General features: G+C 67.0%; 21 protein-coding genes. 5 read left to right on the forward strand and 16 right to left on the reverse strand.

Annotation, left to right across the window (positions count from 1 at the left end):
• Positions 1–127: 127 nt before the first annotated feature.
• The 8 genes from G3545_RS05450 to G3545_RS05485 form a co-directional block, all read right to left on the reverse strand.
• Entirely contained in the window at positions 128–898 is a 771-nt protein-coding gene (locus G3545_RS05450; RefSeq protein ID WP_170010567.1) for an outer membrane protein, read from the reverse strand.
• Positions 899–1149: 251 nt separating this feature from the next.
• Positions 1150–2307 carry a DUF1513 domain-containing protein gene (locus tag G3545_RS05455; RefSeq protein ID WP_246702702.1) on the reverse strand — a complete coding sequence of 386 codons (1158 nt, stop codon included), beginning with the start codon at positions 2305–2307 and terminating at the stop codon, positions 1150–1152.
• A 111-nt stretch (positions 2308–2418) separates the two neighbouring features.
• Positions 2419–3534, reverse strand: a complete 1116-nt coding sequence (locus G3545_RS05460; RefSeq protein ID WP_170010569.1) for an imelysin family protein — start codon at positions 3532–3534, stop codon at positions 2419–2421.
• Between the two features lie 14 nt (positions 3535–3548).
• Complete coding sequence (locus tag G3545_RS05465; RefSeq protein ID WP_246702703.1) at positions 3549–4742, reverse strand: di-heme oxidoredictase family protein; 1194 nt, start codon at positions 4740–4742, stop codon at positions 3549–3551.
• 131 nt (positions 4743–4873) lie between these two features.
• A complete protein-coding gene (locus G3545_RS05470) occupies positions 4874–6337 on the reverse strand; it encodes a multicopper oxidase family protein (protein ID WP_170010573.1) in 1464 nt (487 codons plus the stop codon).
• Positions 6338–6344: 7 nt separating this feature from the next.
• Entirely contained in the window at positions 6345–7634 is a 1290-nt protein-coding gene (locus G3545_RS05475; RefSeq protein ID WP_170010575.1) for an imelysin family protein, read from the reverse strand.
• 174 nt (positions 7635–7808) lie between these two features.
• Complete coding sequence (locus G3545_RS05480) at positions 7809–8096, reverse strand: hypothetical protein (protein WP_170010577.1); 288 nt, start codon at positions 8094–8096, stop codon at positions 7809–7811.
• 205 nt (positions 8097–8301) lie between these two features.
• A complete protein-coding gene (locus tag G3545_RS05485; RefSeq protein ID WP_170010579.1) occupies positions 8302–9138 on the reverse strand; it encodes an oxidoreductase in 837 nt (278 codons plus the stop codon).
• A gap of 132 nt (positions 9139–9270) precedes the next feature.
• On the opposite strand from G3545_RS05485, the gene G3545_RS05490 reads away from it, so the two are divergent.
• Positions 9271–9933, forward strand: a complete 663-nt coding sequence (locus tag G3545_RS05490) for a TetR/AcrR family transcriptional regulator (protein WP_206151381.1) — start codon at positions 9271–9273, stop codon at positions 9931–9933.
• A gap of 372 nt (positions 9934–10305) precedes the next feature.
• Here the strand turns inward: G3545_RS05490 and G3545_RS05495 are convergent, their stop codons facing one another.
• The 6 genes from G3545_RS05495 to G3545_RS05520 form a co-directional block, all read right to left on the reverse strand.
• Positions 10306–12111 carry a potassium/proton antiporter gene (locus G3545_RS05495; RefSeq protein WP_170010581.1) on the reverse strand — a complete coding sequence of 602 codons (1806 nt, stop codon included), beginning with the start codon at positions 12109–12111 and terminating at the stop codon, positions 10306–10308.
• 140 nt (positions 12112–12251) lie between these two features.
• The gene (locus G3545_RS05500) at positions 12252–13088 is read right to left on the reverse strand and encodes a DMT family transporter (protein ID WP_170010583.1); all 837 of its coding nucleotides are present in this window, start codon (positions 13086–13088) and stop codon (positions 12252–12254) included.
• Positions 13085–13669 (reverse strand): TetR/AcrR family transcriptional regulator, encoded by a 585-nt coding sequence (locus tag G3545_RS05505; protein ID WP_170010584.1) that lies wholly within the window; start codon positions 13667–13669, stop codon positions 13085–13087. Before G3545_RS05505 ends, G3545_RS05500 begins: the two co-directional genes overlap by 4 nt.
• Positions 13670–13947: 278 nt before the next feature.
• Positions 13948–15222, reverse strand: coding sequence for a TIGR03862 family flavoprotein (locus G3545_RS05510; protein WP_170017924.1), 1275 nt, complete (start codon positions 15220–15222; stop codon positions 13948–13950).
• A 263-nt stretch (positions 15223–15485) separates the two neighbouring features.
• Positions 15486–17297 carry a single-stranded-DNA-specific exonuclease RecJ gene (gene recJ, locus G3545_RS05515; RefSeq protein WP_170010586.1) on the reverse strand — a complete coding sequence of 604 codons (1812 nt, stop codon included), beginning with the start codon at positions 17295–17297 and terminating at the stop codon, positions 15486–15488.
• A gap of 136 nt (positions 17298–17433) precedes the next feature.
• On the reverse strand, positions 17434–18057 hold the full coding sequence (locus G3545_RS05520; RefSeq protein WP_170010588.1) for a TetR/AcrR family transcriptional regulator: 624 nt from the start codon (positions 18055–18057) through the stop codon (positions 17434–17436).
• Positions 18058–18266: 209 nt separating this feature from the next.
• Between G3545_RS05520 and G3545_RS05525 the strand changes: the two genes are divergently transcribed.
• Together G3545_RS05525 and G3545_RS05530 are read left to right on the forward strand one after the other, a co-directional pair.
• Positions 18267–19223, forward strand: a complete 957-nt coding sequence (locus G3545_RS05525; protein WP_170010590.1) for a homocysteine S-methyltransferase family protein — start codon at positions 18267–18269, stop codon at positions 19221–19223.
• A 258-nt stretch (positions 19224–19481) separates the two neighbouring features.
• Positions 19482–20834, forward strand: coding sequence for an esterase-like activity of phytase family protein (locus G3545_RS05530; RefSeq protein WP_170010592.1), 1353 nt, complete (start codon positions 19482–19484; stop codon positions 20832–20834).
• Between the two features lie 115 nt (positions 20835–20949).
• On the opposite strand, the gene G3545_RS05535 is transcribed toward G3545_RS05530, so the two are convergent.
• Complete coding sequence (locus tag G3545_RS05535) at positions 20950–21822, reverse strand: EamA family transporter (protein WP_170010594.1); 873 nt, start codon at positions 21820–21822, stop codon at positions 20950–20952.
• A gap of 223 nt (positions 21823–22045) precedes the next feature.
• Here G3545_RS05535 and G3545_RS05540 point away from each other — a divergent pair, with 223 nt between their 5' ends.
• Positions 22046–22738: an esterase gene (locus tag G3545_RS05540; protein ID WP_170010596.1), complete on the forward strand. Its 693-nt coding sequence runs from the start codon at positions 22046–22048 to the stop codon at positions 22736–22738.
• Positions 22739–22881: 143 nt separating this feature from the next.
• Here the strand turns inward: G3545_RS05540 and G3545_RS05545 are convergent, their stop codons facing one another.
• The gene (locus G3545_RS05545; protein WP_170010598.1) at positions 22882–23241 is read right to left on the reverse strand and encodes a hypothetical protein; all 360 of its coding nucleotides are present in this window, start codon (positions 23239–23241) and stop codon (positions 22882–22884) included.
• A 238-nt stretch (positions 23242–23479) separates the two neighbouring features.
• On the opposite strand from G3545_RS05545, the gene G3545_RS05550 reads away from it, so the two are divergent.
• Positions 23480–23773, forward strand: coding sequence for a GYD domain-containing protein (locus tag G3545_RS05550; RefSeq protein ID WP_170010600.1), 294 nt, complete (start codon positions 23480–23482; stop codon positions 23771–23773).
• The last annotated feature ends 44 nt before the right edge of the window (positions 23774–23817 follow it).

Consider the following 23817-nt stretch of genomic DNA (forward strand, 5'->3'; position numbering starts at 1 on the left):
GTCTGGGATCCCGGCTGGGCCTTGCGGCCGTCCGGGATGACGACCGGTAGCAGCACGAACAAAGAAAAAGGGCCGCACTTGCGTGCGGCCCTTCAAAGGCTGGTCGCGGGAAGATTCGCGAAGACGATCAGAACTTGTAGTTCAGGCCGGCCTTGATGGTGTGGAACTTGGTCTCGACGTCGAGATTGGCGTTGAAACCATCATCCGAGATGTCAACGAGGTTCTGGCTGCCCAGATCGACGTAGAGATATTCGGTCTTGAAGGTCCAGTTGTTGGTGATGGCGTATTCGAGACCAGCACCGACCGTCCAGCCCCACTGGGTGTCGCTCACCGAGTCGCTGGCGTTGAAATCGTCGATATTGATGCTGTAATGCGACTTGACCTTGCCGTAGGCAGCACCACCGGTGCCGTACAGGAAGACCTTGTCCCACGCATAGCCGAGGCGGCCGCGGATGGTGCCGAACCACTCGACCTCGGAGCCGGCGCTGAAGCTGGCGTCAAGCTCGTTATTGCCGTTAACGTCCAGAGAAGCGTTACCGGAAAGCTCGCCCTCGATGCCCGACCACTGGAAATCGGCCTCGATGCCGATCACCCAGCTATTGTCGAACTGGTAGTTGTAGCCGATCTGACCGCCGCCGAAGAAGCCGCTCGAGGTGAGCTTGAAATCACCGTTGAGATCGAAGTCGTCTTCGCGGAAATCATCCGAGACATTGTACGGATATTTGAACTTGTCGCCGCCGTAGCCGACGTTCGCGCCGAGGTAGAAGCCAGTCCAGGAGAACACCGGGATCACCACGACCGGCGGAGCCTTCACCGGGTAGGACAGGTCAGCTGCGTAGGCGCCGGAAACCGGCAGGAGCGCGCCCAGGAACACGGTCGCGAGCAGGTACTTCTTCATAGTGGGCATCCCCCAATTGAACTGTCCCTGATTGTAGCGAAGCCCGTCTCCGCAACTAGTGCGAATAGGCAACACTCCTCCGAGATCGATCAGCCTATACTTCCGTGCCATGATACCATTTGGATCATCATAATACCTTTTTAAGGTATCATTCAGCATATTTTACCTTAAGAAATCAGCAATGAATGCAATGTGCCAGTATTGCGTAACGGGCCCGTGAAGGCCGTTGCCGGCGACTCGTACGCCGTGACTCAGGGAACCAGAACGGCGTGGTTGTCGAAACGTAAGCTGCCGGATTTCCGGGCCGCGACACCAACGCCTTCACCATCGGTAACCATGAGCGCAATCTCGCCAAGCCCGCTGGTAGCAAGGAATTGGCCGGCCTCCCGGGTGGCGGCGAGGCCGCAACCGTCGACCATCGGAACCGAGCCGATGAAGCGCCCGTCGCGCTGCCACAGGCAAACCCGATTGCCGCGCGGGCTCGCCGCCGCGACATAGGCCCCGGAGGCATCGAAGGCGACGGAGCCGATATAGGTGCGCAAGCCCCGCCACTCGGCGTCCGGCGCATCGAAGGCGCGCAATGCGCCCTCCGGTTGCACCGCATAGAGCAGCGGGCGGGCGAGTCCGTCGTTGAGCAGATCCTGCGCCGCGACCACCACCAGCCCGTCCACTGCGACCGCAAGGTGGCGCAGCGAGAGAGATTCCAGGTCGGCGCCGAGTTGCGCCAGCGCGCGGGTCTCCCCGCTGGCCGGGTCGATCACGGCGATACTGGCGCCGGCGACCTCGGCGCCGAGCGCCTCCGGCGTATGCGGCTCGACGCCGCCATTGGCCACCACCAGCGCATCACCGGCGCGCAATAGGTCGTGCGGGCCGATGCCGGACGACGCCCATTCGGTGCGGATGGCGAAGCCCGCCGCGGGATCGCGCAGGGTCACGGTACCCTGCCCGCTTATCCGGTCGATCTCCACCGCCAGGAAGCGCCGGCCGTCATCGCTGAAGCGGCCATGGCCGGAGAAGACGCGCCCCTCGCCGGGCTCGAAGGTAGCGGTCACCGTGCCGTTGATGCGGTCAAACAGGATCGCGGTGGTGCCCGGCCGGCGGGCGACGGCGATGGCGCTGCGCCCATCCGGCGCCGGCTCCACCCAATGCAGGCGCTGCGTGCCGAGCCCGACCTGGGTCGCGGCATAATCGGGCGCCAGCACGACGGGGGCGAAGCCGCCCTCGACGCCGGCGGTCGCCAGCCACTCCGCATCGAGCGCATGGTCCTGCGCATGGGCGGCGCCGAGCAAAGCGCGCGGCGCCAGGGCAAGGCCGCCGAGCCGCGCCAGCAGCGAGCGGCGGGAGAGGTCGGAGAGGCGCATGGCGGTGTCCTTTTCCGTGGGCCGGAAGGTGTCGCTCGGCTTCAGCATCCTTCGAGGCTCGCTGCGCGAGCGCCTCAGGATGAGGTTCTGCTTTATTGAACGACCACATCCTGAGGTGCCGGCCAACGGCCGGCCTCGAAGGATACTCACGCAGAACGGCTAATCCCCATCCAGCGCGTTGAAACCCAGCGGCACGCCGAGGCCGGAGGCGAGCGGCTCGGCCACGGTCTTCTGCGCCGCCTTCAGCGCCACAACCGTCGCCTCCAGCACCCTACGACCCTTGGCGTCGGCGGCGGCGGCGCCGACATCGTCGGGCAGCCGCTTCACGGCATCGAGCGCCGCCTGGCCGGCCTTGTCGACCACGCCCTGCGACTTGGCATCCAGGCCCTTGGCCAGCGCCTCGGAGAGCGCGTCGGCGCTGGCGATGGTGGCGAGGATGGTCGCCTTGGAGCGGCCACTGCGGCGGCGGTCGGCGAGTGCCGGCTTGGCATCGGCAATGGTCTTACCGGCGACCACCAGCAAGCGCTGGTCGACGACGCGCTGGTAGGCACCGGCTAGGTCGGTCACCATCTGGCTGAGCAGCGCATTCGGATCTGGGAAGAACACCGGATCCGACTTGCCGGCGATGAGTTGCGCCAGCAATCCGGTCGAGCGATCGCCCCAGCCGGAGCGGATGCCGCGGGCGATCTCGTCGAGATTGCCGGCGATGGCGAGGCCGATGGCGCAGCGGCGCGCCGATTCCGGGCCGCTCGCCAGCGCCGCGGACGCGCCATCCTCATAGAGCAGGCGCTCCAGCGCCGGCAGGCCCTGCGCGGCGGCGCTGAGCCGGCCGAAGCGCTCCGGGGCGAGGCGCTCCTCATTGGGATCGGCGATCAGTTCGGCCAGCGAGCGTGCCACCGCATTGCGCCGCTCCGGGAACAGGTTGAAGCGGTCGGCGCGCAAGGCGAGGATCACCGGGCCGGAGGTGATGAACTCGACAGCGGCCCAGGCATCCGAAGCCGTGCCGAAGCGTTGCTTGAGCCCGGCTATGCCATCCGCGCCCGGTGCCTTGCAGAAGGCCTTCCAGGCATCGAGCTGCGCCGTGGTGGCGGCGGCGAGCGCGTCATAGCGTGGCAGCAGCCATTGCTCGACCACCTCGGGTGCCGAGACCGGAGCGGCCTGGGCGCGGCTGACGAAGACCTGCGTCAGCAAGGCGGCGGCCGCCGCGACGCCGGGCACGCTCTGGCCGATCTGCGCGGCAAGCGCCACCAGCAGGGCCATCAAAGAACGAAACATCTCTCAGTCCTCGGTCAGAGGGAGGATACATACTCAATGAGCGCGCGGCGCTCGCCGGCGCTCAGTTTGTCAAAGCGCGCGCGGGCGGACGAGGCCTCGCCGCCGTGCCAGCCGATCGCCGCGTTTACATCGGCGGCGCGCCCGTCATGCAGCAGGCCGGTGCCCCGCGCCAGCGCCCGCGACAGGCCGGCGAGCGGCGCGGTGCGCCATTCGCCCGCCGCGGCGCCGGGCACGCCGGTGGGATCGGCAAGCCCCTCGCCCATATCGTGCAGCAAGACATCGGTGAACAGCGCGGCGCTGCCGCCGTCCCGGGTGGGCAGGTGTGGACGGTGGCAGGCGGCGCAGCCGACCGCTGCAAATAACTTCGCGCCGCGCTTGTCGGGTTCGGATTTCGGGATGTCGAGCCCACGGAGATAGGCGACGAGGCGTTGCACAATCGCCTCGCCAATCTCGGGCTCGCCCTCCACCTCGCGGCCATGCGGGGCGTTGCGGCAGGCGGTCTGCACCTCGGTGCAGTCGCCCCACGGCTCCAGCCGCAGCGGCGTCGACAGGCCGAGATCGAGCGCGAAAGCTTCCGAGGCCTGGCTCTCCAGCGTGGCGTGGCTGGCCTTCCAGCCGAACCTGCCAATACTTGAGCCATGCTCCGGCATTGCCAGACGGCGCGCATGGCCACGTATGCCGTCGCCGTTCCTGTCGTCGGGATCTTCCATGGCGAGGATGGTGGCGTCGGTGACATCCTCCAGCCGGCCTCGGCCGCGCAGGTCCGGCGCGGCGCGCAGCGAGATCCGGGTCGCCGGATCGAGAGGGCCGTAGCCGGGTTGCTCGATGCGCGGGATGCGGCCGCCATCCTGCACATCCACAGCGATCACGCCCTCGGCCGGAATGCCGGGGAGCGTCATGGTCTCCAGCCGGTGCCCATAGGTCGGATCGCCCGTGCCGTCGGGGCGGATCAGCGAGAGCACGAGACCGAGGCCCTCGGGGTGCCCCTGCGCATCGAGCGCGGTCGCGCCGCGACCGGCGCCGCCGGGATGGCAGGAGGCGCAGGAGCGGGCATCGAACAGCGGGCCGAGCCCGTCATTGGCGCGGGTCGAGCTCGGCGCCGGCACCCAGGCGCGCTCGAACAGCGCCTTGCCGATGGCGCGGTCGAGGCCGGCATCGTCGGCCGCGGCGGGGGTGAGGAGGAGAGCGGCGAGTACCGCGGCAAGCAAACCTCTCCCTCGAGGGAGAGGTCGGCGCGCAGCGCCGGGTGAGGGTGGAGGAACGCTGCCGACGCGTAGCGCCCCCTCACCCCAACCCTCTCCCCCTCGGGGAGAGGGAGCTTCGGCCGCTCCTTCCGCCATCACACCACCCGGAACCAGCCCATCATGCCGGCCTCCATGTGCTCCAATATATGGCAGTGGAACACCCAGTCGCCGCTCGCCGCGACGAAGGCGATATCGACGGTCTCGTCGGGCTGCACCAGCACAGTGTCGGCGAAGTGCTTCGGCAGGCGGCCGGACGAAGAGTCGATCACCGCGAAGGCGTGGCCGTGCAGGTGCACCGGATGCGGATAGCGCGTGCCGTTCTTGATGGTGACGCGGTAGCTCTTGCCCTCGACCATCCTCGCCAGCGGCGGCGGCACATTGCGCTTGTCGCCGGTCGGCCAGGATTCCTGGCTGATCGCCCAATAGGTGGTCGAGCCGACGCACAGGCTGTCGATCAAAGCTTTCGCCAGCGGATCGTCCGGCGGCAAGCCGGTCTCCTTCACCGCGGCGTCGGTGGCCTGCTGGAGAGTGAAGGTCGATTGTTCGGCGCGCTTCAGGTCCGGCTGCGGCAGCTTGGCCGCGGGCAGAGCAAGCGCGCGGAACGGGCGCTTGCGCTTGTCGGAGGGCTCGGCGGTGAGCGTAGCGAAATGATAGATGTCGGCGGCACGGTAATCGCCGATCTGCACGCTCTTGCCGGCTTCGGGCATGCGGATATGCAGGTCGATGCGCTGCGCCGGGCCGAAACGCCAGATGCCGTCGGGCAGCTTGTCCAGCGGGATCGGCGGCAAAGCGTGTCCATCAATGGCGATCAAAGCCGCGTCGGCGCCTTCGACGCCGATATCCATCACCCGCGTCGAATCGAGATTGAGGATGCGCACGCGCACGTCGCTATTTGCGGGCGCCTTGAGATCGAGCGTCGGGACGCCGTTCACGGTACGGGTGGCGCCATAGGTGCCGGCCTTGGAGGCGCCGTCCGGCTCGGACATGGCGAGGTACGTGCCGTCCTCGGCAAGCCGCCAGTCCTTCAGGCAGAGAATGTGCTCGGCGTCGAACTTCGGATCCCGCGGATCATCGACGATCATCACCCCCGCAAGACCGCGGCCGACCTGGCCGGTCTCGTCGCAATGCGGGTGGAAGAAGAAGGTGCCGGGATCGTTGAACGGGATGCGATAGACGAAGCGGCCGCCGGGCTGGACCACGGGCTGGGTCAAGGTGGGCACGCCGTCATATTCGTTCGGCATGCGGATGCCGTGGAAATGCACGGTCGAGCCTTCGCTCAGATGATTGTCGAAGGTGAATTCGATCTGTTCGCCGCGCTTCGCCCGGATCAGCCGGAACGGCTCGCCATCATAGGCGAAGATGCGCGTGGCGGGCTTGTCGGGGCCGAGCAGATGCAGGTCCATCTCGCCGGCCGAGAGCGCCACGGTGCGGGACGCTACCGCCGACGGAAGCACCCGCGCCTCGCTGGTTTGCGAGGGCGCGAGCACAGAACCCGTGCCGAGCGTCGCCCCGGCCAGGAGGAAGGCGCGGCGCGAAAGCATCGCGCCGCTTTTGGTCACAGTGCCCTCACTGCGTGACCTTGGACGGGTCGTCGAGGCTGTCGGAGCCCTCGACCTTGATCTTCAGCTTCAGGCCGGCGACCACGCCCTCGAAGGCGCGGGTCTGGGCGACCAGGCTGTCGACGCCCTTCTGCACCAGCGCGTTGCCCTCGGTGTTGCCCTCGCCAATCATCTGGTCATAGGCCTCCTTGCCGCTGTCGGCCTCGTCCTTGATCGCCTTGAGAGCGGCGAGCGCGGCGTCGACCTTGATGGCGGCTTCGTCCGCCGCCTTCGGCGCGAGCGCGGCAGCATAGGCGGCGATGGACGGGCCTTCGACCACCGAGCCATCGACGCGGGTGTACTTGCCGCGATAGATCGAGGCGATGCCGACTTCGTCGTAGTAATGCGAGTTGTGGGTGTTGTCGGAGAAGCAGTCGTGCTCTTCCTCCGGATCATGGAGGATGAGGCCGAGTTTCATGCGCTCGCCGGCGAGTTCGCCATAGGAGAGCGAGCCGAGGCCGGTGAGGATGACGGCGAGACCGGCCTTGTCCTTCTTGGCCAGCACCGACTTGCGGGCCTTGCCCTTGGCTGCCCAATTGTCGGCCATCTCCTGAAGGTCGGAGACCAGCAGGTCGGTCGCGGCCTTCAGGTAGGCGGCGCGGCGCTCGCAATTGCCGCCGGTGCAGTTCTTGGTATCGTAGTCGCTGGCGGGACGCTTGCCGGCGCCGGGCCCGGTGCCGTTCAGATCCTGGCCCCAGAGCAGGAATTCGATGGCGTGATAGCCGGTGGCGACGTTGGATTCGACGCCGCCTGCTTCCTGCAGGCTCTCCAGCAGCTTCGGCGTGATCTTGGTGGCGTCGATGGTCTTCTTGCCGACGCGGATCTTGGTGTTGGCGATCACATTGGCGGTGTAGAGCGGGTTCTCGTCCGACTTCTCGCCATAGGATTTGGTGTCGACATAGTCGATCAGCCCCTCGTCGAGCGGCCAGGCATTCACCTTGCCCTCCCAGTCATCGACGATGGCGTTGCCGAAGCGAAAGCCCTCGGTCTGCTGGTACGGCACGCGGGCCGCCTTCCAGGCCGCCTTGGCCTTGTCCTGATTCTCGGTGGTCGGCGCGGCGAGGAAGGCGTCGACCGCGGCCTGCAGATCCTTGGCGGTCTTCAGGCTGTCGCCATACATGGCCTCGGCGATGTTGGCGTAGGTGACGAGAATCTCGCGCGGCTTGGGGGCCGCGCCCTGCGCGGATGCGGGGGCGGCGGCAAAGACGCCGAGCGCGGCGGCAAGCAGCGGCGCGGCGAAAAGGGCTCTGGCTCGCATGGACATCTCCTTGGGCGTCGCGGCGGCGCCGACGATGGGCCAGTCCTACGCCAGTGCGGGAAGATGCTGCAAGACTTCGAAGTTACATTGGAATTGTTTTATTCTTAATCATTCCGCTGCGTCATCAATGAATTACAAGACGTTACCTGTCCTGTTTGGAATCTATACAAACAACTAGACGCTATTGGCTATCAAGGGCGCCAGCGCCTCGGCAAGGTCTTCGTCCGTCACGGTGGAGAGCGGCTTCATCAGCTTGGCCGCCTCGGTGCGCCGGCCCGGCCGCATCACCAGCACCACGGTCTCGGCGCCACCGCAGGCGGGATCGCCGCAGGCGATCTCGGTGATGGAGACAGTGGTCTCCTCGCCGACGCCCAGCACCGCGCGCGCCTTGTCCGCAAGTTCGCGCGCTGCATCCGGTGCCGCTTCACGATCCCGCCCCCGACGGAAGAACAGCCGTGCCATGATCCGACTCCGTTCGCGCGCCCCGCTTTACCGTGTGGCGTCATAGCGTGAGACTTGGAAAACGGCGACAGCGGGGCGGTGCGCTGCCGGGCATCCTTCGAGGCCGGCCCGAGGCCGGCACTTCAGGATGAGGTTCCTCTGTGAAGATACGACCTCATCCTGAGGTGCTCGCGTAGCGAGCCTCGAAGGATGCCCACGGCGAGCGTCAGGCGAAATCCGTCGAGCGCGACACCTCGTCCCACGCCGCGATCTCGGCCTTCAATGCCGCCAGCTTCTCGGCCACCAGTTGGAGCGCGTCGGTGCCGAGAAAGAGATGCGCCGGCGGATTCTCCGCCTCCACCAGCTTGAGCAAAGCCTGCGCCGCCTTGGCGGGATCGCCGAGCTGGTTGCCGCGGCGGGCCTGCCGTCCGGCGCGGATCGGGTCCATCACCGCGTCATAGTCGGCAATGGCGCGCGGCGAGCGCACCATGGAGCGGCCGGCCCAATCGGTGCGGAACCCGCCGGGCGCCAGCGCGGTGACATGCACGCCGAACGGCTTCACCTCCTTGCCGAGCGATTCCGAGATGCCCTCCAGCGCGAACTTGCTGCCATGGTAATAGGCAATGCCCGGGAAGGTGATGAAGCCGCCCATCGAGGTGACATTGACGATGTGGCCGGAACGGCGATGGCGCATGCCCGGCAGCACCGCCTTGATCATCGCGACCGCGCCATAGACATTGGTGTCGAACTGGCGGCGCAGTTCGTCCAGCGAGGATTCCTCGATCACGCCTTCCTGGCCATAGCCGGCATTGTTGACCAGCACGTCGATCGGCCCGACCTCCGCCTCGGCCTCGGCGACCGCGCCGGGAATGGCGTCGAAATCAGTCACGTCGAGCACCACGGCGTGGGCGCGACCTGGTGCCAGCGCCTCGAAATCAGCCGCCGCATCGGGATGGCGTGCCGTGCCGATCACGGTGTGCCCGGCACCAATCGCGCCTTCGGCAAAGGCCTTGCCGAGACCGGAATTGATGCCGGTGATGAGAAAAATCTTCTGGTCGCCCATGTCCTGCTCCTCAAAGCGCGCGGCGACGGAACCATCGGGGCCGTCGCTGTTTGAAATTGATATCGTGATATTGAATTTATATCGTGATATAGAATTTTAACAGAGGGACGACGCACACGGGTTTGTGAGGTCATGGGACACGGCCAGCCACCCTTGAGGGAGCAGAACCGGCTGCAGGCGCGCGAGGTCGTGCTCGATGCTGCGGAGCGCCTGCTCGACCGGAGCGAGAACAGCGATTTCTCGATGCGCGAGCTGGCGGCGGAGGCCGGCGTCGGTTTCGCCACGCCCTTCAACCATTTCGGCAGCAAGAACGCGATCATGCAGGCGCTGTCGACGCGGCTGATCGAACGCATGGCCGCGCGCTACGGTGCGGTGAGCCCAGCCGGCGACGCCATCGACCGCGTGCTCGCGATGGGAGAGTTCGCCATCGCGCAGACGCTGGAGCGGCCGGTGATCGCCAAGGCGGTAGTGAGCTCGCTCAGCGTGCTCAGCTCCACGCCGAGCAATGTCCGGCCGAAATCGCAGCTTCTGTGGTCGCTGGCGCTCGGCGATTACGCCGGCATCGCCGGCGACATGAGCCGCCTCGCCCAGGCCGTGCTGCCCGAGCAGCTCGCCTATTCGTTTCGCGGCTGCCTGTCCTTCTGGATCGCCGGCGAGCTGGGCGATGACCGGCTCGCCGCGACCTTCGAGACCGGCGCCTGCACCATCCTGCTCGGCTTCGCCGCTAGTGAGCGCCGGCCAAATCTGCTGGAACGGATACGTGAAGCATCATCAAACGCGACCGATCCCACTTAAGTATTCGTTCGCTGTTTTAGTTTAGAACTATAATAATCACGGAAGATAATTCTTGCCGAATTCATCGCCGGCGCGTAGCAATGCCAACGAAGTCGCGGCGGGCGATGCTGGATCAAGTCACCCGCCGGTCAGGACCGGAACCGTTCGCGAGGCCTCTTTCCCGGCTGGTCTCGTGGGCTGCGCGGGACGGCGGCACGCGCTCCCTCAAGAGCCGTCGTCCCGCGATCCCCTTTTCATGAAAAGTCGCTCGGCTTGAGCATCCTTCGAGGCCGCTACGCGGCACCTCAGGATGAGGTCGTTCTTTCAGTGGGACCTCATCCTGAGGTGCCCGGCAGCGCCGGGCCTCGAAGGATGCTCAGGTAGATGTCCCACTCACCCCCGCCGCCGCGCGCGTTCGCGGGCGGTGCGGCGCGGGCCGAGCAGGCGGGCGATGGCAGCGCCGGTGAGGATGCTCTTGTCGCGGGTCTCGTCCTCATCGTCGAGGACGAGGCCGGCCAGCGTCACCCGCTCATCCTCCACCGCGCGCACCACCAGCGTCGCCGCGCCGATATGCACCCGGTTGCCGATGCTGGGGCGCTCGTCGAAGCGCTCGGCGAACAGGTCGGCGATGGTGAGGTCGCGCTCGTGCGGCTCGACCGGCAGGCCGTAGAGATCGGAGATGGCGCCGAGCACGATCTCGCCGCGGAACGGGAAGGCGGTCGCCAGCTCGACATCGGGCCGCTCGTCGCCGGCGACGAACAGGCGGTCGAGCCGGCGCACCCGCTCGGGCGGCGCCAGCAGATAGGCATAGTCGCCATTCTGCGGCAGGCCGGCCTGCTCGGCGGAGAGAATGGCGCCGTCGCGCACCACGATCAGCATGCGCGCCCAGTTCGGCAGCGTGCCGTGGCTCAGCACCGGGCTGCCGCTCGCCACCGGATAGGCCACCAGCTCGTAATCGAGCTGGCCCGGCAGGTCGATCTCGAAGCGCCGCGCCTCGCGCAGTGGCTCGGGCAGCGCCACGCCGAAGCGGCGTGCGGCATAGGTCAGGCTCCAGCCCTGCACGATCAGCGACACCAGCACCACGGTGAAAGCGACGTTGAAATAGACCTCGGCGCTCGGCACCCCGGCCAGCGTCGGAATGGTGGCGAGGAAGATCGACACCGCGCCGCGCAGCCCGACCCAGGAGACATAGGCCTTCTCCTCGGGCTTGAAGCCGAACGGCGACAGGCACAGCCACACCGCCACCGGCCGTCCGACCACGATGAGGAACACGGCGATGCCGAGCGCCGGCGGCGCGTATTCGATCACCTTGGAGGGTGTCACCAGCAGCCCGAGCATGACGAACATCACCAGCTGGCAAAGCCAGGTGGCGGCGTCGTGGAAGCTGACAATGGAGGCGATGGCGCGCACCGGACGGTTGCCGAGCACGAGGCCGGCGAGATAGACGGCGAGGAAGCCGGAACCGTCGGCCACCGCCGCAAGGCCGAAGATGACGATGGCGGCGCCGATGGCGAGCAGCGGGTGCAGCCCGCTCGGCAGATCGAAGCGGTTCAGCAGCGCGGCGAGGCCAAGCCCGCCGGCGACGCCGACCGCGGCGCCGAGCACCGCCTGCTGCGCCAGGGCGCGCAGCGAATCCCAGCCCGGATAGTGCTCGCCGGCGGCGATGAGACCGACCAGCACGACAGAGAGGAAGATCGCCACCGGATCATTGGTGGCGGATTCGATCTCGAGCACTGCGCCGACACGCTTGCGCAGTTGCAGCCCGCCGGCCTTCAGCAGGAAGAACACCGCGGCCGCATCGGTCGAGGCCACCACCGAGCCGACCAGCAGCGCTTCCAGCGGCGGCAGGCCGAGCAGGAAATAGGCGACGATGCCGACCAGGCCGGCGGTTACCAGCACGCCGGCGGTGGAGAGCAGCACGGCGGGCGCCAGCGTGCCGCGAAAGCTCGAGAGCCGGGTGCGCAGCCCGCCATCGAACAGGATGATGGCGAGCGCCGCCGAGCCGACGAGGTACGTGGCGCGATAGTCGCTGAAATGGATTTGCCCCGGCCCGTCCTCGCCGGCCAGCATGCCGATGACGAGGAAGACCAGCAGCAAAGGAGCGCCGAAGCGAGAGGCTATGAGGCTGGAGAAGACGCCAACCACCATGAGGGCGGCGCCGGCGAGCAGGAAAATATTCGTGAGGGTAATAGTCTCCATCGACGTGCGGCGTGCCCCTTTCCTCTCGCCGGCCCATTCACGGCGAGTTGAATTCAGGTTTCAGGCGACAATGAGGGAGAAACTGACGAACGTCAGTTTTCTTGTCTGGTTTCAGCACTTTCCGCCATGGTGTCACCCGATCATGGGGGATAGCCGAGACAGACCGCACCGAGCGTGACGACAGCGCAGGCGGCAATGCGGCGCAGCGTCAGCTTCTCGCCCAGGAACAGCCATCCGATCAGCGCCGCGAAGACCACGCTGGTCTCGCGGATCGCCGCCACCGGACCGGCCGGGCCGAGCTTGAAAGCAGCGACTACGAGGCCATACGCAACGAGCGAAACCACGCCGCCACCGAGTGCATTCAGCGTCTGCGGCGCACGGAGATCGACGGCGATCCTGCCGCGGCAAACCAGAAAGGTAGCCAGCAAAAGGATGCCGTAGACCACCAGAACCCAGGCGGCATAGGCGCCGGCACTTCCCGCTTGGCGCACGCCGATGGCGTCGACGGTGGCATAGAGCGCGATGATCGCGCCGGTGGCGAGCGCATAGAGGATCGATGAGGTAGGCGCACTGGCCTTGCCGAAGGCGAGGCTGGCAATCCCGCCCGCGACCAGGCTGACGCCGACGGTCTGCAGCAGGGACGGATGCTGGTGCGCCATCACCGAAGCGCCGAGCAGCACCAGCAGCGGCACGCTGCCGCGTACGATCGGATACACCTGCCCCAGTTCGCCCTGCCGATAGGCCGCCACCAGGAACAGGCTGTAGACGACCTGGAGACCGGCGGAGGCGAGGACATAAGGCCAGACCACGGACGATGGGAGTCCGTAATAGATGGCGAACGGAAGCGCGACCACGGTGCTGGCGAAGCTCATCACGGTCACCGTCCATAGCCGGTCGGCACCGGTGCGCAGGAAGGCGTTCCATGTGGCGTGGAGGATGGCCGCGAGCAGCGCGAGGCCGATGACTGTGGGGCTCATGGCTGCGTATCCGGCGTCGCGATCAGGCGGAGGGCGGTGGCGCGTGCGTTGCCGATCGCCTCATCGCCCTGCCCCATCTCCGCGAGCAAGGTCGCTCCCTCGATCAGCATCAGCAGCACCACGGCGGTGCTCTCTGCCCGCTCGCCGGGCATGATGCCGGCGAGTATCCGCGCCATGCGCCGCCTGAGACCGTTCTTCTGCGCCGCGACGGCCTGGAAGGCCGGATGCGCGGGATCGCCGAATTCGGCAAGAGCATGTGCGAACAGGCAGCCATGGAAATCCGGGCTGCGGAACCATCGCGCGTACCAGTCGAAGATGGTGCCGATCTTCTGGCCGGGCGTGCCGGCCTGTTCCGCCAGTTGATCGAGCTGGCGTTCGAAACGGCGGGCGCGATCGTCCAGCACTTCGACGATCAGGCCGTCTTTGCTCGGGAAGTTGCGGTACATGGTCATCTTCGCCACGTCCGCCTCGGCGATGATCCGGTCGATGCCGGTGGCGTGGAAGCCACCACGCTTGAACAGCCGGTAGGCGGTTTCCACGATGTGCTGGCGCTTGTCGGGACGGGCGGGTGCGGGGGACATGGCAACGGAATGTGATGAGACAGGTCTGTATCATGAGTAGGCGCGAATGGCAGTGTGCGTCAACGGGGCGTCCTGCGTGAGCATCCTTCGAGGCCCGGCGTTGCCGGGCACCTCAGAGCCTGACTCAAGATTCGACTTATCCGTTGAAGGAGCCAGCTTTCCACCCTCATCCCCGGACTTGATCCGGGGATCCAGACTTCAACCGGGTGCATGCGGAGGGGCTGGATCCCCGGATCAAGTCCGGGGATGAGGGCCAATTGGAGTTTTCGGTCACACTCTCAGGATGACGTGGCCCTTGCCGCATCCCCCTCGCCCTCCCGCTGGAATCCGCCGACCCACGGCGCGGGCGGGTCGCGGCGGAGGAAGGCCAGCACGCCGCGCGCGGCGGCGTGGCCGGTGGCGAAGCTGGCCTGCAGCAGGTAGCCGCCGGTCGGCGCCTCCCAGTCCAGCATCTCGCCCGCCGCGAACACGCCGGGCCGGGCCCGCAGCATGAGGTTCGCGTCGAGACCCGCCTGGGCGATGCCGCCGGCGGTGGAGATGGCGCGGGCAAGCGGCGCGACGCCCTCGATGCGCAGCGGCACCGCCTTGACGAGAGCCGCGAGTTCTTCGGGCGCAACGGGCAGCGTGGGCGCTGCCTCGCGCATCAGGCCGATGGCGGCGGGATCGAGGCCAGCGGCCTTGCGCAGGCGGTTCGAGGTGGATTCACCCTTGCGCACGGCGGCGAGCTTCCTGGCGATGGCCACCTCGGTGAGATCCGGCCGGAGATCGACAGCGAGTGTCGCCGCGCCGTCGCGGTCCAGAACGTCGCGGATGGTCGATGCGAGCGCATAGATCGCGCCGCCCTCCAGCCCGGTCGAGGTGACGATCGCCTCGCCGCGCACGCTCCTGCCCTCCAGCGCCATGGCGATGCGCTTCAGCGGCGCCCCGGCGAAGCGCTCGCGGAACGGCACCGACCAGGCGACCAGCGCCCCGCTGTTGGCCGGACGCAGGCGCGCCACCGCGACGCCCTCGGCCTCCAGCCGCGGCACCCAGGCGCCGTCGCTGCCGAGCCGCGGCCAGCTGGCGCCGCCAAGCGCGAGGATCACCGCATCGGCCGCAACGCTACGCTCGCCATCCGGCGTCTCGAAATGCGGCCGTCCCTCTTGGCCCCAGCCGGTCCACAAATGCCGGGTCTCCAGCCGCACGCCAAGCCCATCGAGCCGATGGGCCCAGGCGCGCAGCAGCGGCGAGGCCTTGAAGCTTTTTGGAAAGACGCGGCCGCTCGAGCCGATGAAGGTGGCCTCGCCGAGCCGGTCCGCCCATTCGCGAAGCCGGGCCGGCGGGAAGGCGTCGAGCATCGGCTCCAGCCAGAAGGCCGCCTCGCCAAAGCGCGTGAGGAAACGCTCGCGCGGTTCGGAATGCGTCAGGTTCAGCCCGCCGCGCCCGGCCAGCAGGAATTTGCGCGCCGGCGAGGCCATGCGCTCGAACAGCGTGACCCGGCATCCGGCCTCCGCCAGCGTCTCCGCCGCCATCAGCCCCGCGGGGCCGGCACCGATGATAGCGACGTTCGGAATATTCGAGTCAGATCCTGGGCTTGGCGCCAACGCTTGATACTCCGATTCACGAGGGCCCCATCCGCTCGGGCGATTTCATCCAGGCGGACAAATCTTCGAACTTTTGCCGAACATGCCCGAGTTGCGAGCGCTCAAACATTCCGCGAGTCCTGTCAATCATTTGGAGGCGGAAGATGGCATCCCGATTCCAATTCCGCTTGCACACAAATAGATTCAGGCGGTTGCGAAAATGAGTCCGAAACCTCCGACAAGCTACTGATATGTCAGCTTTGTTCGGCTACGTCGGTAATGCGCAGGCTCACCTGGCTACGGCCCTGCCAGCTGTCGAGATCGAGCGTGCCGGCGACATGAATCTGTTGCCCACGCGCGCCCAGGAGCGCCTTGCCGAGCGGGCTTTGGGCCGCACGGAAGGCGACGGCGGAGAGCGACGAACCGTCGCTCGCGCGCAGCCGCACCCGCACCTGGTCGGCGTTCCCCGCCTCGGCATGGGCGACGCGGTGGGCCGGAAAGGCGAAAACCGGCTGCGGATTGCCGGCGCCATAGGGCCCGGCCCGTTCCACCAGATCGACCAGTTCCGGCGTCGCCGCGCCGGCCGAGAGCGCGCCGTCAATGGCGAGCTCATCCACCGCACGGGCGTCCTCGACCGCGCCGGCCAGCACCTCTTCGAGATAGGCCCGGAGCGCGCCGAGCCGGCCGCGCTCCACGGTGAGGCCGGCCGCCATGGCGTGGCCGCCGCCCTTGACCAGCAAACCGCGCTCGACGGCACCGCGCACCGCGCGCCCGACATCGACACCGGGAATGGAGCGCGCCGAGCCGGTGCCGACATCGCCGGTGAAGGCCACCGCAAAGGCCGGCCGGCCGAACTTCTCCTTCAGCCGCGCCGCCACCAGCCCGACCACGCCGGGGTGCCAACCCTGCCCGCTCGCCAGCACCACCGCGCTTTGCCCCTGCGCCCCGAGCGCAGCATCGGCCTCGGCCTCCGCCTCGGCGACGATGGAGCGCTCCACTGCCTGGCGCTCGGCATTCAGCCGGTCAAGCTCGACAGCGATGGCCCCGGCCTCGACCGGGTCTTTCGCCAGCAGCAGCCGGGTGCCGAGCGTGGCATCGCCGATGCGCCCGCCGGCATTGATGCGCGGGCCGAGCAGGAAGCCAAGATGCCAGCACTTCAGCGGGCCGTTCAGCCGGGCGGCGTCCATCAGGGCGGTAAGGCCCGGCCGCTCGCGTCGGCGCATGGCGATCAGGCCCTTGGTGACGAAGGCGCGGTTAAGGCCGATCAGCGGCACCACGTCGGCTACCGTGCCAAGCGCCACCAGATCCAGCATGGCGAGCAAATCCGGCTCCGGCCGCGCGGGTTGCCACCAGCCGCGGCGCCGCAGTTCGCGCACCAGCCCGACCGCGACGACGAAGACGAGGCCGGCGGCGCACAGATGACCGAGGCCGGAGAGATCGTCGGCGCGGTTCGGATTCACCAGGCCGGCAACGTCGGGCAGTTCCTCGCCGGCCTGATGATGGTCGATCACCACGACATCGAGGCCGAGCTCATGGGCGCGGGCGAACGGCTCGAAGCTCACCGTGCCGCAATCGACCGTCACCAGCAGCTTGGCGCCACGCGCCGCCAATTGCTCGATGGCCGGGATATTGGGGCCATAGCCTTCGAAGATGCGGTCCGGAATGTGGAACCAGGGATCGAGCCCCCCGCTGCGCAGCACCGCGACGAGCAGCGCGGTGGAAGTGGCGCCGTCGACATCATAATCGCCGAACACCGCGACTTGTTCGCCGCTGGTCACCGCATCGGCAAGGCGGGCGACGGCCGCCGGCATGCCGGTGAGCGTGTCGGGATCGGGCAACAGGCGGCGCACCGTGGGGTCGAGCCAGGCTTCCACCTCGTCGACCGGGACATTGCGTCCGGCCAGCACACGGGCCAGCAGTTCCGGCACGCCTTGACGCTGCACGATGGCGAGCGCCGCCTGCGAGCTGCGCAGATCCAGCCGGTCCCGCCAGAAGCGGCCGGTGACGGAACGCTCGACGCCGAGGAAGGCCCGCGGCGGCGGCAGTGCGGAGACGGCGAGACTCATGAGGGAGGATCAAGCCCGATATGTGGGGCCACGTCGAGGGGTATGGCGCTAAAGGTTGGGGATGCCGTGTTCTGCGTGGACATCCTTCGAGGCCCGCCGATGGCGGGCACCTCAGGATGAGGTGGCGTTTAAAACCTCACGCCACAAACGCCTGCCGCACGAATTCGCGCAGCAGCAGGATCTGCTTCGGCAGGATGGTCGGGTCCTGCAGCGCGCGGCCGAGCACCAATCCGCCCTCCACCACCGTGGTGACGGAATCGGCCAGCGTATCGAGGTCGACGCTGTCGCGCGGCGGATAGCGAGCGGCGATGCGGTCGAGCCGTTCGCGGAAGCGTGTCCGCCAGAGCAGCATGCCGGAGGCGTTGAGTTCGCGGACGTCGCGGCTGAACAATTGGTCCTGGTAGCACAGCGTCGCGGCAAGGCAGCCGGGATGCGCCTCCGGCAGCTCGGCCATCATCTCGGCGAACAGCCGCAGGAACACCAGGAAACCGTGCAGCGGATCCTCGTTCAGTTCGTCGGCGCGGGCGAACAACTCGTCGATCAGTGCCTTGTCGTGCTCCAGGTGGCGCTCCAGCAAGGCGCGGGCGAGATCATTCTTGTCCTTGAAATGATAGAAAAAGCCGCTCTTGGTGATGCCGACGCCGACGATCAGCTCCTCGATCGAGGTGGAGGAGAATCCCTTGGCCAGCACCATCTGCTCGGCAAGCTCAAGCAAGCGCTTGCGAGTATCCGAGCGGCGGCGCGGGGTCATATCCAGCATGGCTTACTCTACCATAGGTACAGTTGAGCGCGTCGGTTTTATGTTGCGCTGCGGTTGCGGCACACCATGGCTTTAGCCAAGCCGCTGTGAATGCAAAATGAATTAGCTTTCGAACCAACTTGACCACGTGCCCGCTAGAGGCGCCCCGGCGGATAGGCCAAAACCACCACGGATCACACAGCGGTCGGCCGCTACGCCAAGGAGCCGTCATGGCCAAGTATCGCAATAATCTTCCCCTGCTCTCCGATACCGTCTTCCTGATGGATGGCGGCATGGAGACCACCTTCATCTTCCATGAGGGCATCGACCTGCCGTGCTTTGCCTCGTTCACCCTGATGAATGACGAGATCGGCCGCCGGCAGTTGCGCGCCTATTACACCCGCTATGTCGACCTCGCCCGCACCCGCGGCGTCGGCTTCGTGTTCGACGCGCCGACCTGGCGTGCCAATCCGGACTGGGCGGCCAAGCTCGGCTTCAACGCCGCGGCGCTCGACGACGTCAACCGGCGCAGCATCGAGTTGCTGCTCGGCATGCGCGAGATCTACGAGACGCCCTCCTCGCCCATGGTGGTGAGCGGAGTGATCGGCCCGCGCGGCGACGGCTACCGCGCCGACAACGCCATGTCGGCGCTGGCGGCGGCGGATTATCACGCTGGCCAGGCCCGCACCTTCGCCAAGGCCGATGCCGACATGGTGAGCGCCTACACGCTGAACTATGTCGAGGAAGCGATCGGCGTCGCCATTGCGGCGAAGGATGCCGGCCTGCCCTCAGCCATCTCCTTCACGCTGGAGACCGATGGGCGCCTGCCGACCGGGCAGCCGCTGCGCGACGCAATCGAGCAGGTCGACGCCGAGACCGCCAATGCGCCCGTCTACTACATGCTGAATTGCGCCCACCCGACGCATTTCAACCATGTGATCGCGGAGGGTGGCGTCTGGCTCGACCGCATTCGCGGACTGCGCGCCAACGCCTCCTCGCGCTCGCATGCCGAGCTCGATTCGGCGCCGGACCTCGATCCGGGCAATCCGGAAGAGCTCGGCCGGCAGTATCGGAGCCTGAGGGGGCGCATGCGCAACCTCAACATACTCGGCGGCTGCTGCGGCACGGATTTGCGCCATGTCGAGCAGATCTGCTTCGCCTGCCTGCCGGTGAGCAAGGCGGCGTAAACGCACCGAAAGTGCGCCCTTTCCATCGCCATGGCCGGCCTTGTGCCGGCCATCTCGATTCCCGATGCGCATTCAGGAATCGAGATCCCGGGACGAGCCCGGGGATGACGGCGGTTGTTGGATGCGCCTGCGATCGGGATGACGATCATGAGAGTACACGACGCAACGTCATCCCGCTGTCATCCTTCCGTTACGTGCCGGACATGGGAAGCCTTCAGAGGAACGCGGGTCCCCACTCGTCCCCGAAGGAGACCACCCATGTCGCGCGCTTCTCTGCTCGCCGGCGTCGCATTGGCGTTTGCGCTCACCACCGGCGCCCACGCCGACCAGACCTATCCGGCGACGCTGACCGGCCATGCCGTGATGCCGGCCGAAAGCTTCCTCACCATGCCGGCCGACGCCCCGGCCGATCTCAAGACTTCCGGCAAATACACCACCGGCAAGCGCGTCGAGGCGATCGGCACCGTGGAAGGCACCTCGGGCGGGCGCCCGACCGGCGTCTTCCTGCCGTTCCAAGGCCAGCCGCTGCAGGGCCATTCCGGCATCAAGACCATGCCCGACGGCACCTTCTGGATCCTCACCGACAACGGTATGGGCGCCAAGGCGAACAGCCCGGATTCCGCGCTCTATCTCAACCGCTACAAGATCGACTTCAAGGAAGGCACGTTCGAGCCGGTCGAGACCATCTTCCTGCGCGATCCCGACAAGAAAGTGCCGTTCCGCATCGTCCATGAAGGCACCGACGCGCGCTATCTCACCGGCGCCGATTTCGACACCGAGAGCTTCCAGATCATCGGCGACGACTTGTGGATCGGCGACGAATTCGGCCCCTATCTCATCAAGGCCGACATGAAGGGCAAGGTGGTCGAGATCTTCGAGACCATGGCCGGCGAAACCCCGGTGCGCTCGCCCGACCATTATCTCGTCACCTCGGCCGGCGCGCCGAACGTCACCGCCGATTTCAACGATCGCCGCTCCAAGGGCTTCGAGGGCATGGCCTCCTCCAAGGACGGTCGCTTCCTCTATGCGCTGCTCGAAGGCCCGCTGTGGGACAAGGAGAAGAAGGACTGGCAGAGGAGCGCCAATGGGCGCGAAGTGCTGCCGATCCTCGAATTCGACGTGAAGGCGGGCAAGTGGACCGGCCGCTTCTGGCAGTATGAGCTGGAGCAGAACGGCAATGCCATCGGCGACTTCAACATGATCGACGCCTCCACCGGCCTGATCATCGAGCGCGACAATGGCGAAGGCACCGCCGACAAGGCGTGCGCAGAAGGCAAGAAGGCGCCCGACTGCTTCCACGACATCGCCAAGTTCAAGCGGGTCTACAAGGTCGAGCTCACCGACGCCAATGTCGGCAAGCCGGTGCGCAAGATCGGCCATATCGACCTGATGAAGATCGCCGATCCCGATAAGAAGGCCCGCAAGCCGCTTACCGACGGCGCGCTCGCCTTCCCGTTCTTCACCATCGAGAATGTCGATGTGGTGGACGCCACCCACATCGTGGTCGGCAACGACAACAACCTGCCCTTCTCGTCGAGCCGAGACCCGAAGCGGGCCGACGACAACGAGATGATCCTGCTCGAAGTGGGCGAGTTCCTGAAGGCGAAGTGAGCCCTTCAAGTCGTCATGGCCGGGCTTGTCCCGGCCATCTCGGCCTCTGTCGCGCTGTCCAGAATCGAGATCCCCGGCACAATGCCGGGGATGACGGCCATTCAGGGACGAGCCTTCAGCTTGCAGGTTCGCTCGCGGCGACGATGGCGGGCGACTGGCGCAGGATCAGGCCGACGCCGGCCAGCATGACCAGCGCGCCGACCAGCTTCACCGGCGCCGGCGTGTCGCCCAGCAGCACGATGCCGAACAGCACGCTGAGCAGCGGGTTCAGCATCGAATAGGGCACCACGCTGTTGATCGAGTGCTTGCGCAGCAGCCAGTACCAGATGCCATAGGCGGCGATCGAGGAGATCACCGCGCTGTAGACGATCGACAGCCAGCCGTGCCAGGTCGCGGTGCCGAGCGATTCCCACTGGCCCTGCTCGAAGAAGGCCGAAGCCACCAGCAATTGCGGCACGGCGATCAGCGAGGACCAGCCGGTCACGGTCAGCGGCGAGATGTCCGGCATCGACTTGATGATGAGATTGGTCACCGCCCAGCCGGTAGCGCTCAGCAGCAGCAAGGCGAGCGGCAGCGGGCCCGGCAAGGTCGGGCCGGCGGCGAGCACGCCGATACCAACGACCGCAAGCGCCAGGCCGAGCAGCCGGACCACGCCGAACGGCTCGCGGAACAGCAGGCAGGCCAGCACGGTCGCGATCGGCGCGCCGAGTTGCACCAGGATCGCCGCGGTCCCGGCTTCCGATTCGGAGAGCGCAACGAACAGCAGCCCGAAATGCATGCCGCCAAAGGTGATGGAGACCAGCACCACCCAGGGCAGCTGGCGCAGCGTGATGCGGGTGAAGGGAATGATGAGCGCCGCCACCAGCGCGAAACGCAGCGCGCTGAGGAAGATCGGCGGGATCTCGGCGATGCCGAGCTTCACCACCACGATGTTCAGCGCCCACGCCACGACGACGGCGAGAGCGAGCAGCTTGTCCTTCAACGGCATGGGAAACCGGGTGCGATAAGAGAAGGCGGCGATCCGCGCGACCGCATCCGTAATCCTTGGTATACCAACAACGCCTTAAAGCAGAGCGCGGCGTGGTCATGCCTGCCGTGCGGACGCTGCATGGATCGCGGGCATGCGCGGTTTGCGGGCATCTATTCGGCCACACCCCATGGCGGCGGAACGCCGCCTTGCCTCATGCCTCGCGCCGGGTAAGGTGCGCGCCATGCTCGACCTTACCCTCCTCGGCCGCCTGAATTTCCAGCACGCTGCCCCGACCAAGCCGCCGCTGCCGCCGGGCCGGCACGATCTCGGCCTGTTCGAGGAGCGCGACTATGCGCTGGTCGTCCCCGAAGGCATCGACGCCACAGTGCCGACGCCGCTGGTGACGCTGTTCCATGGCGGCGGCGGCAGCGCCGAGAAGATCATGCCGATCCTGCGCGGCCATGCCGAGCAGAACAAATTCCTGCTGCTGGTGCCGCAATCGCTGTTCCCGACCTGGGACATCGTCATCGCCGGCAATGGCCCGGACCGCGAGCGGCTCGACATCGGGCTGGCCGAGGTTGCCGCGCGCTTCACGCTGGACCCCACGCATTTCGCCTTTGCCGGCCATTCCGACGGCGGCAGCTATTCGCTGTCGACCGGTCTTTCGAACGGGCGGATCGTCAGCCACATACTGGCGTTCTCGGCCGGCTTCATGACGGTGCTGGCGCAGGAGGGCGCGCCGCGCGTCTTCATCGCCCACGGCCGGCAGGACACCCAGACGCCGATCGAGACGGCGGGGCGTTCCCACGCCGCCAAGCTGCGCGCGGCGGGCTACGACCTGCAATATGTCGAATATGACGGCCCGCACGCCTCGCAGCCGCCGATGGTGGCGCTGGCGGTGGACTTCTTCCTGGCGGACCGGATCCGCGGGTAGCGGCGCTTACCAAACGCTTTCCTCTCCCCGACGGGGAGAGGTGGCCCGCGCAGCGGGTCGGTGAGGGGGAGCGCGGCTGCGGAGCGGCGAAGACCCCTCACCCCTACCCTCTCCCCAATGGGGAGAGGGAGAAAACGTCGCGATCAGTTCGGCTTCTTCGCGCCCTTGGCGATCTCGGCGACCTGGGTCTCGATGTCGCCCAGCAGCGCGACGAAGGCGTCGGCGCCCTTGTCCAGCGCCTGGCGCAGGTCGCTCGACCAGGTGGCGTGGCGCAGCGTGTAGGTGGTGAAGGACGAGGAGCCGTACTTCCTCACCAGATGGTCGCTGATCTTGAACGGCACCGGCTCGGACGCGAGGTAGCGCGTCGTCTCGTGCTCCTTGATGAAGGCGGCGTAGGTTTCGGCCAGTGCGCGATACTGGTCGGCGGCCGCGAGTTCGTCGAACTTCGCCAGCAGCGGGATGAGCGGCGAGTGATGGGTCTTCTGATATTCGGCAGCGGTCATGGATCAGTTCCTCATCCATCGGAATCGCGTGCCGGAGCACCGCGCGGAAAGGTCCACGCCCGGCCCGGCCGGCCTCCGAGGTAAGCGGATCGGAGGTGCGGTGCAAGGCCGCGATGGGAAGTTTTTCCGCGCCGCGGCAAAATCGCAGCGGACAGCCCGACGTGCTAGGCTGTCAAGGTTCAATCGATGCGCGTGCCGCGCGTCGGCGCGGCCTCCGACGCATCACGGAGGGAACACCATGACCACTTACATCATGCTCGGCAAATGGACCGAGCAGGGCATCCGCAGTGTTCGCGATTCCGCCAAGCGGCTCGACGCGGCAAAGAAGATGCTCAAGGACATGGGTGGCGAGATCAGGAGCTTCCATCTCACCATGGGCGACTATGACTTCGTGATGAATTACGAGGCGCCCGACGATGCGGTCGCCGCCCGCTACACCCTGCAACTCGGCATGCTGGGCAATGTACGCTCGCGCACCATGAAAGCGTTCCCGGAGGCCGCCTATCGCGAGCTGATCAGCTCGCTGCAGTGAGACCTTAAGCCCTCTCCCCGTCGGGGAGAGGGTTGGGTGAGGGG

Origin of the sequence: Starkeya sp. ORNL1 (genome assembly GCF_012971745.1) — a bacterium.
Lineage (GTDB): Bacteria > Pseudomonadota > Alphaproteobacteria > Rhizobiales > Xanthobacteraceae > Ancylobacter.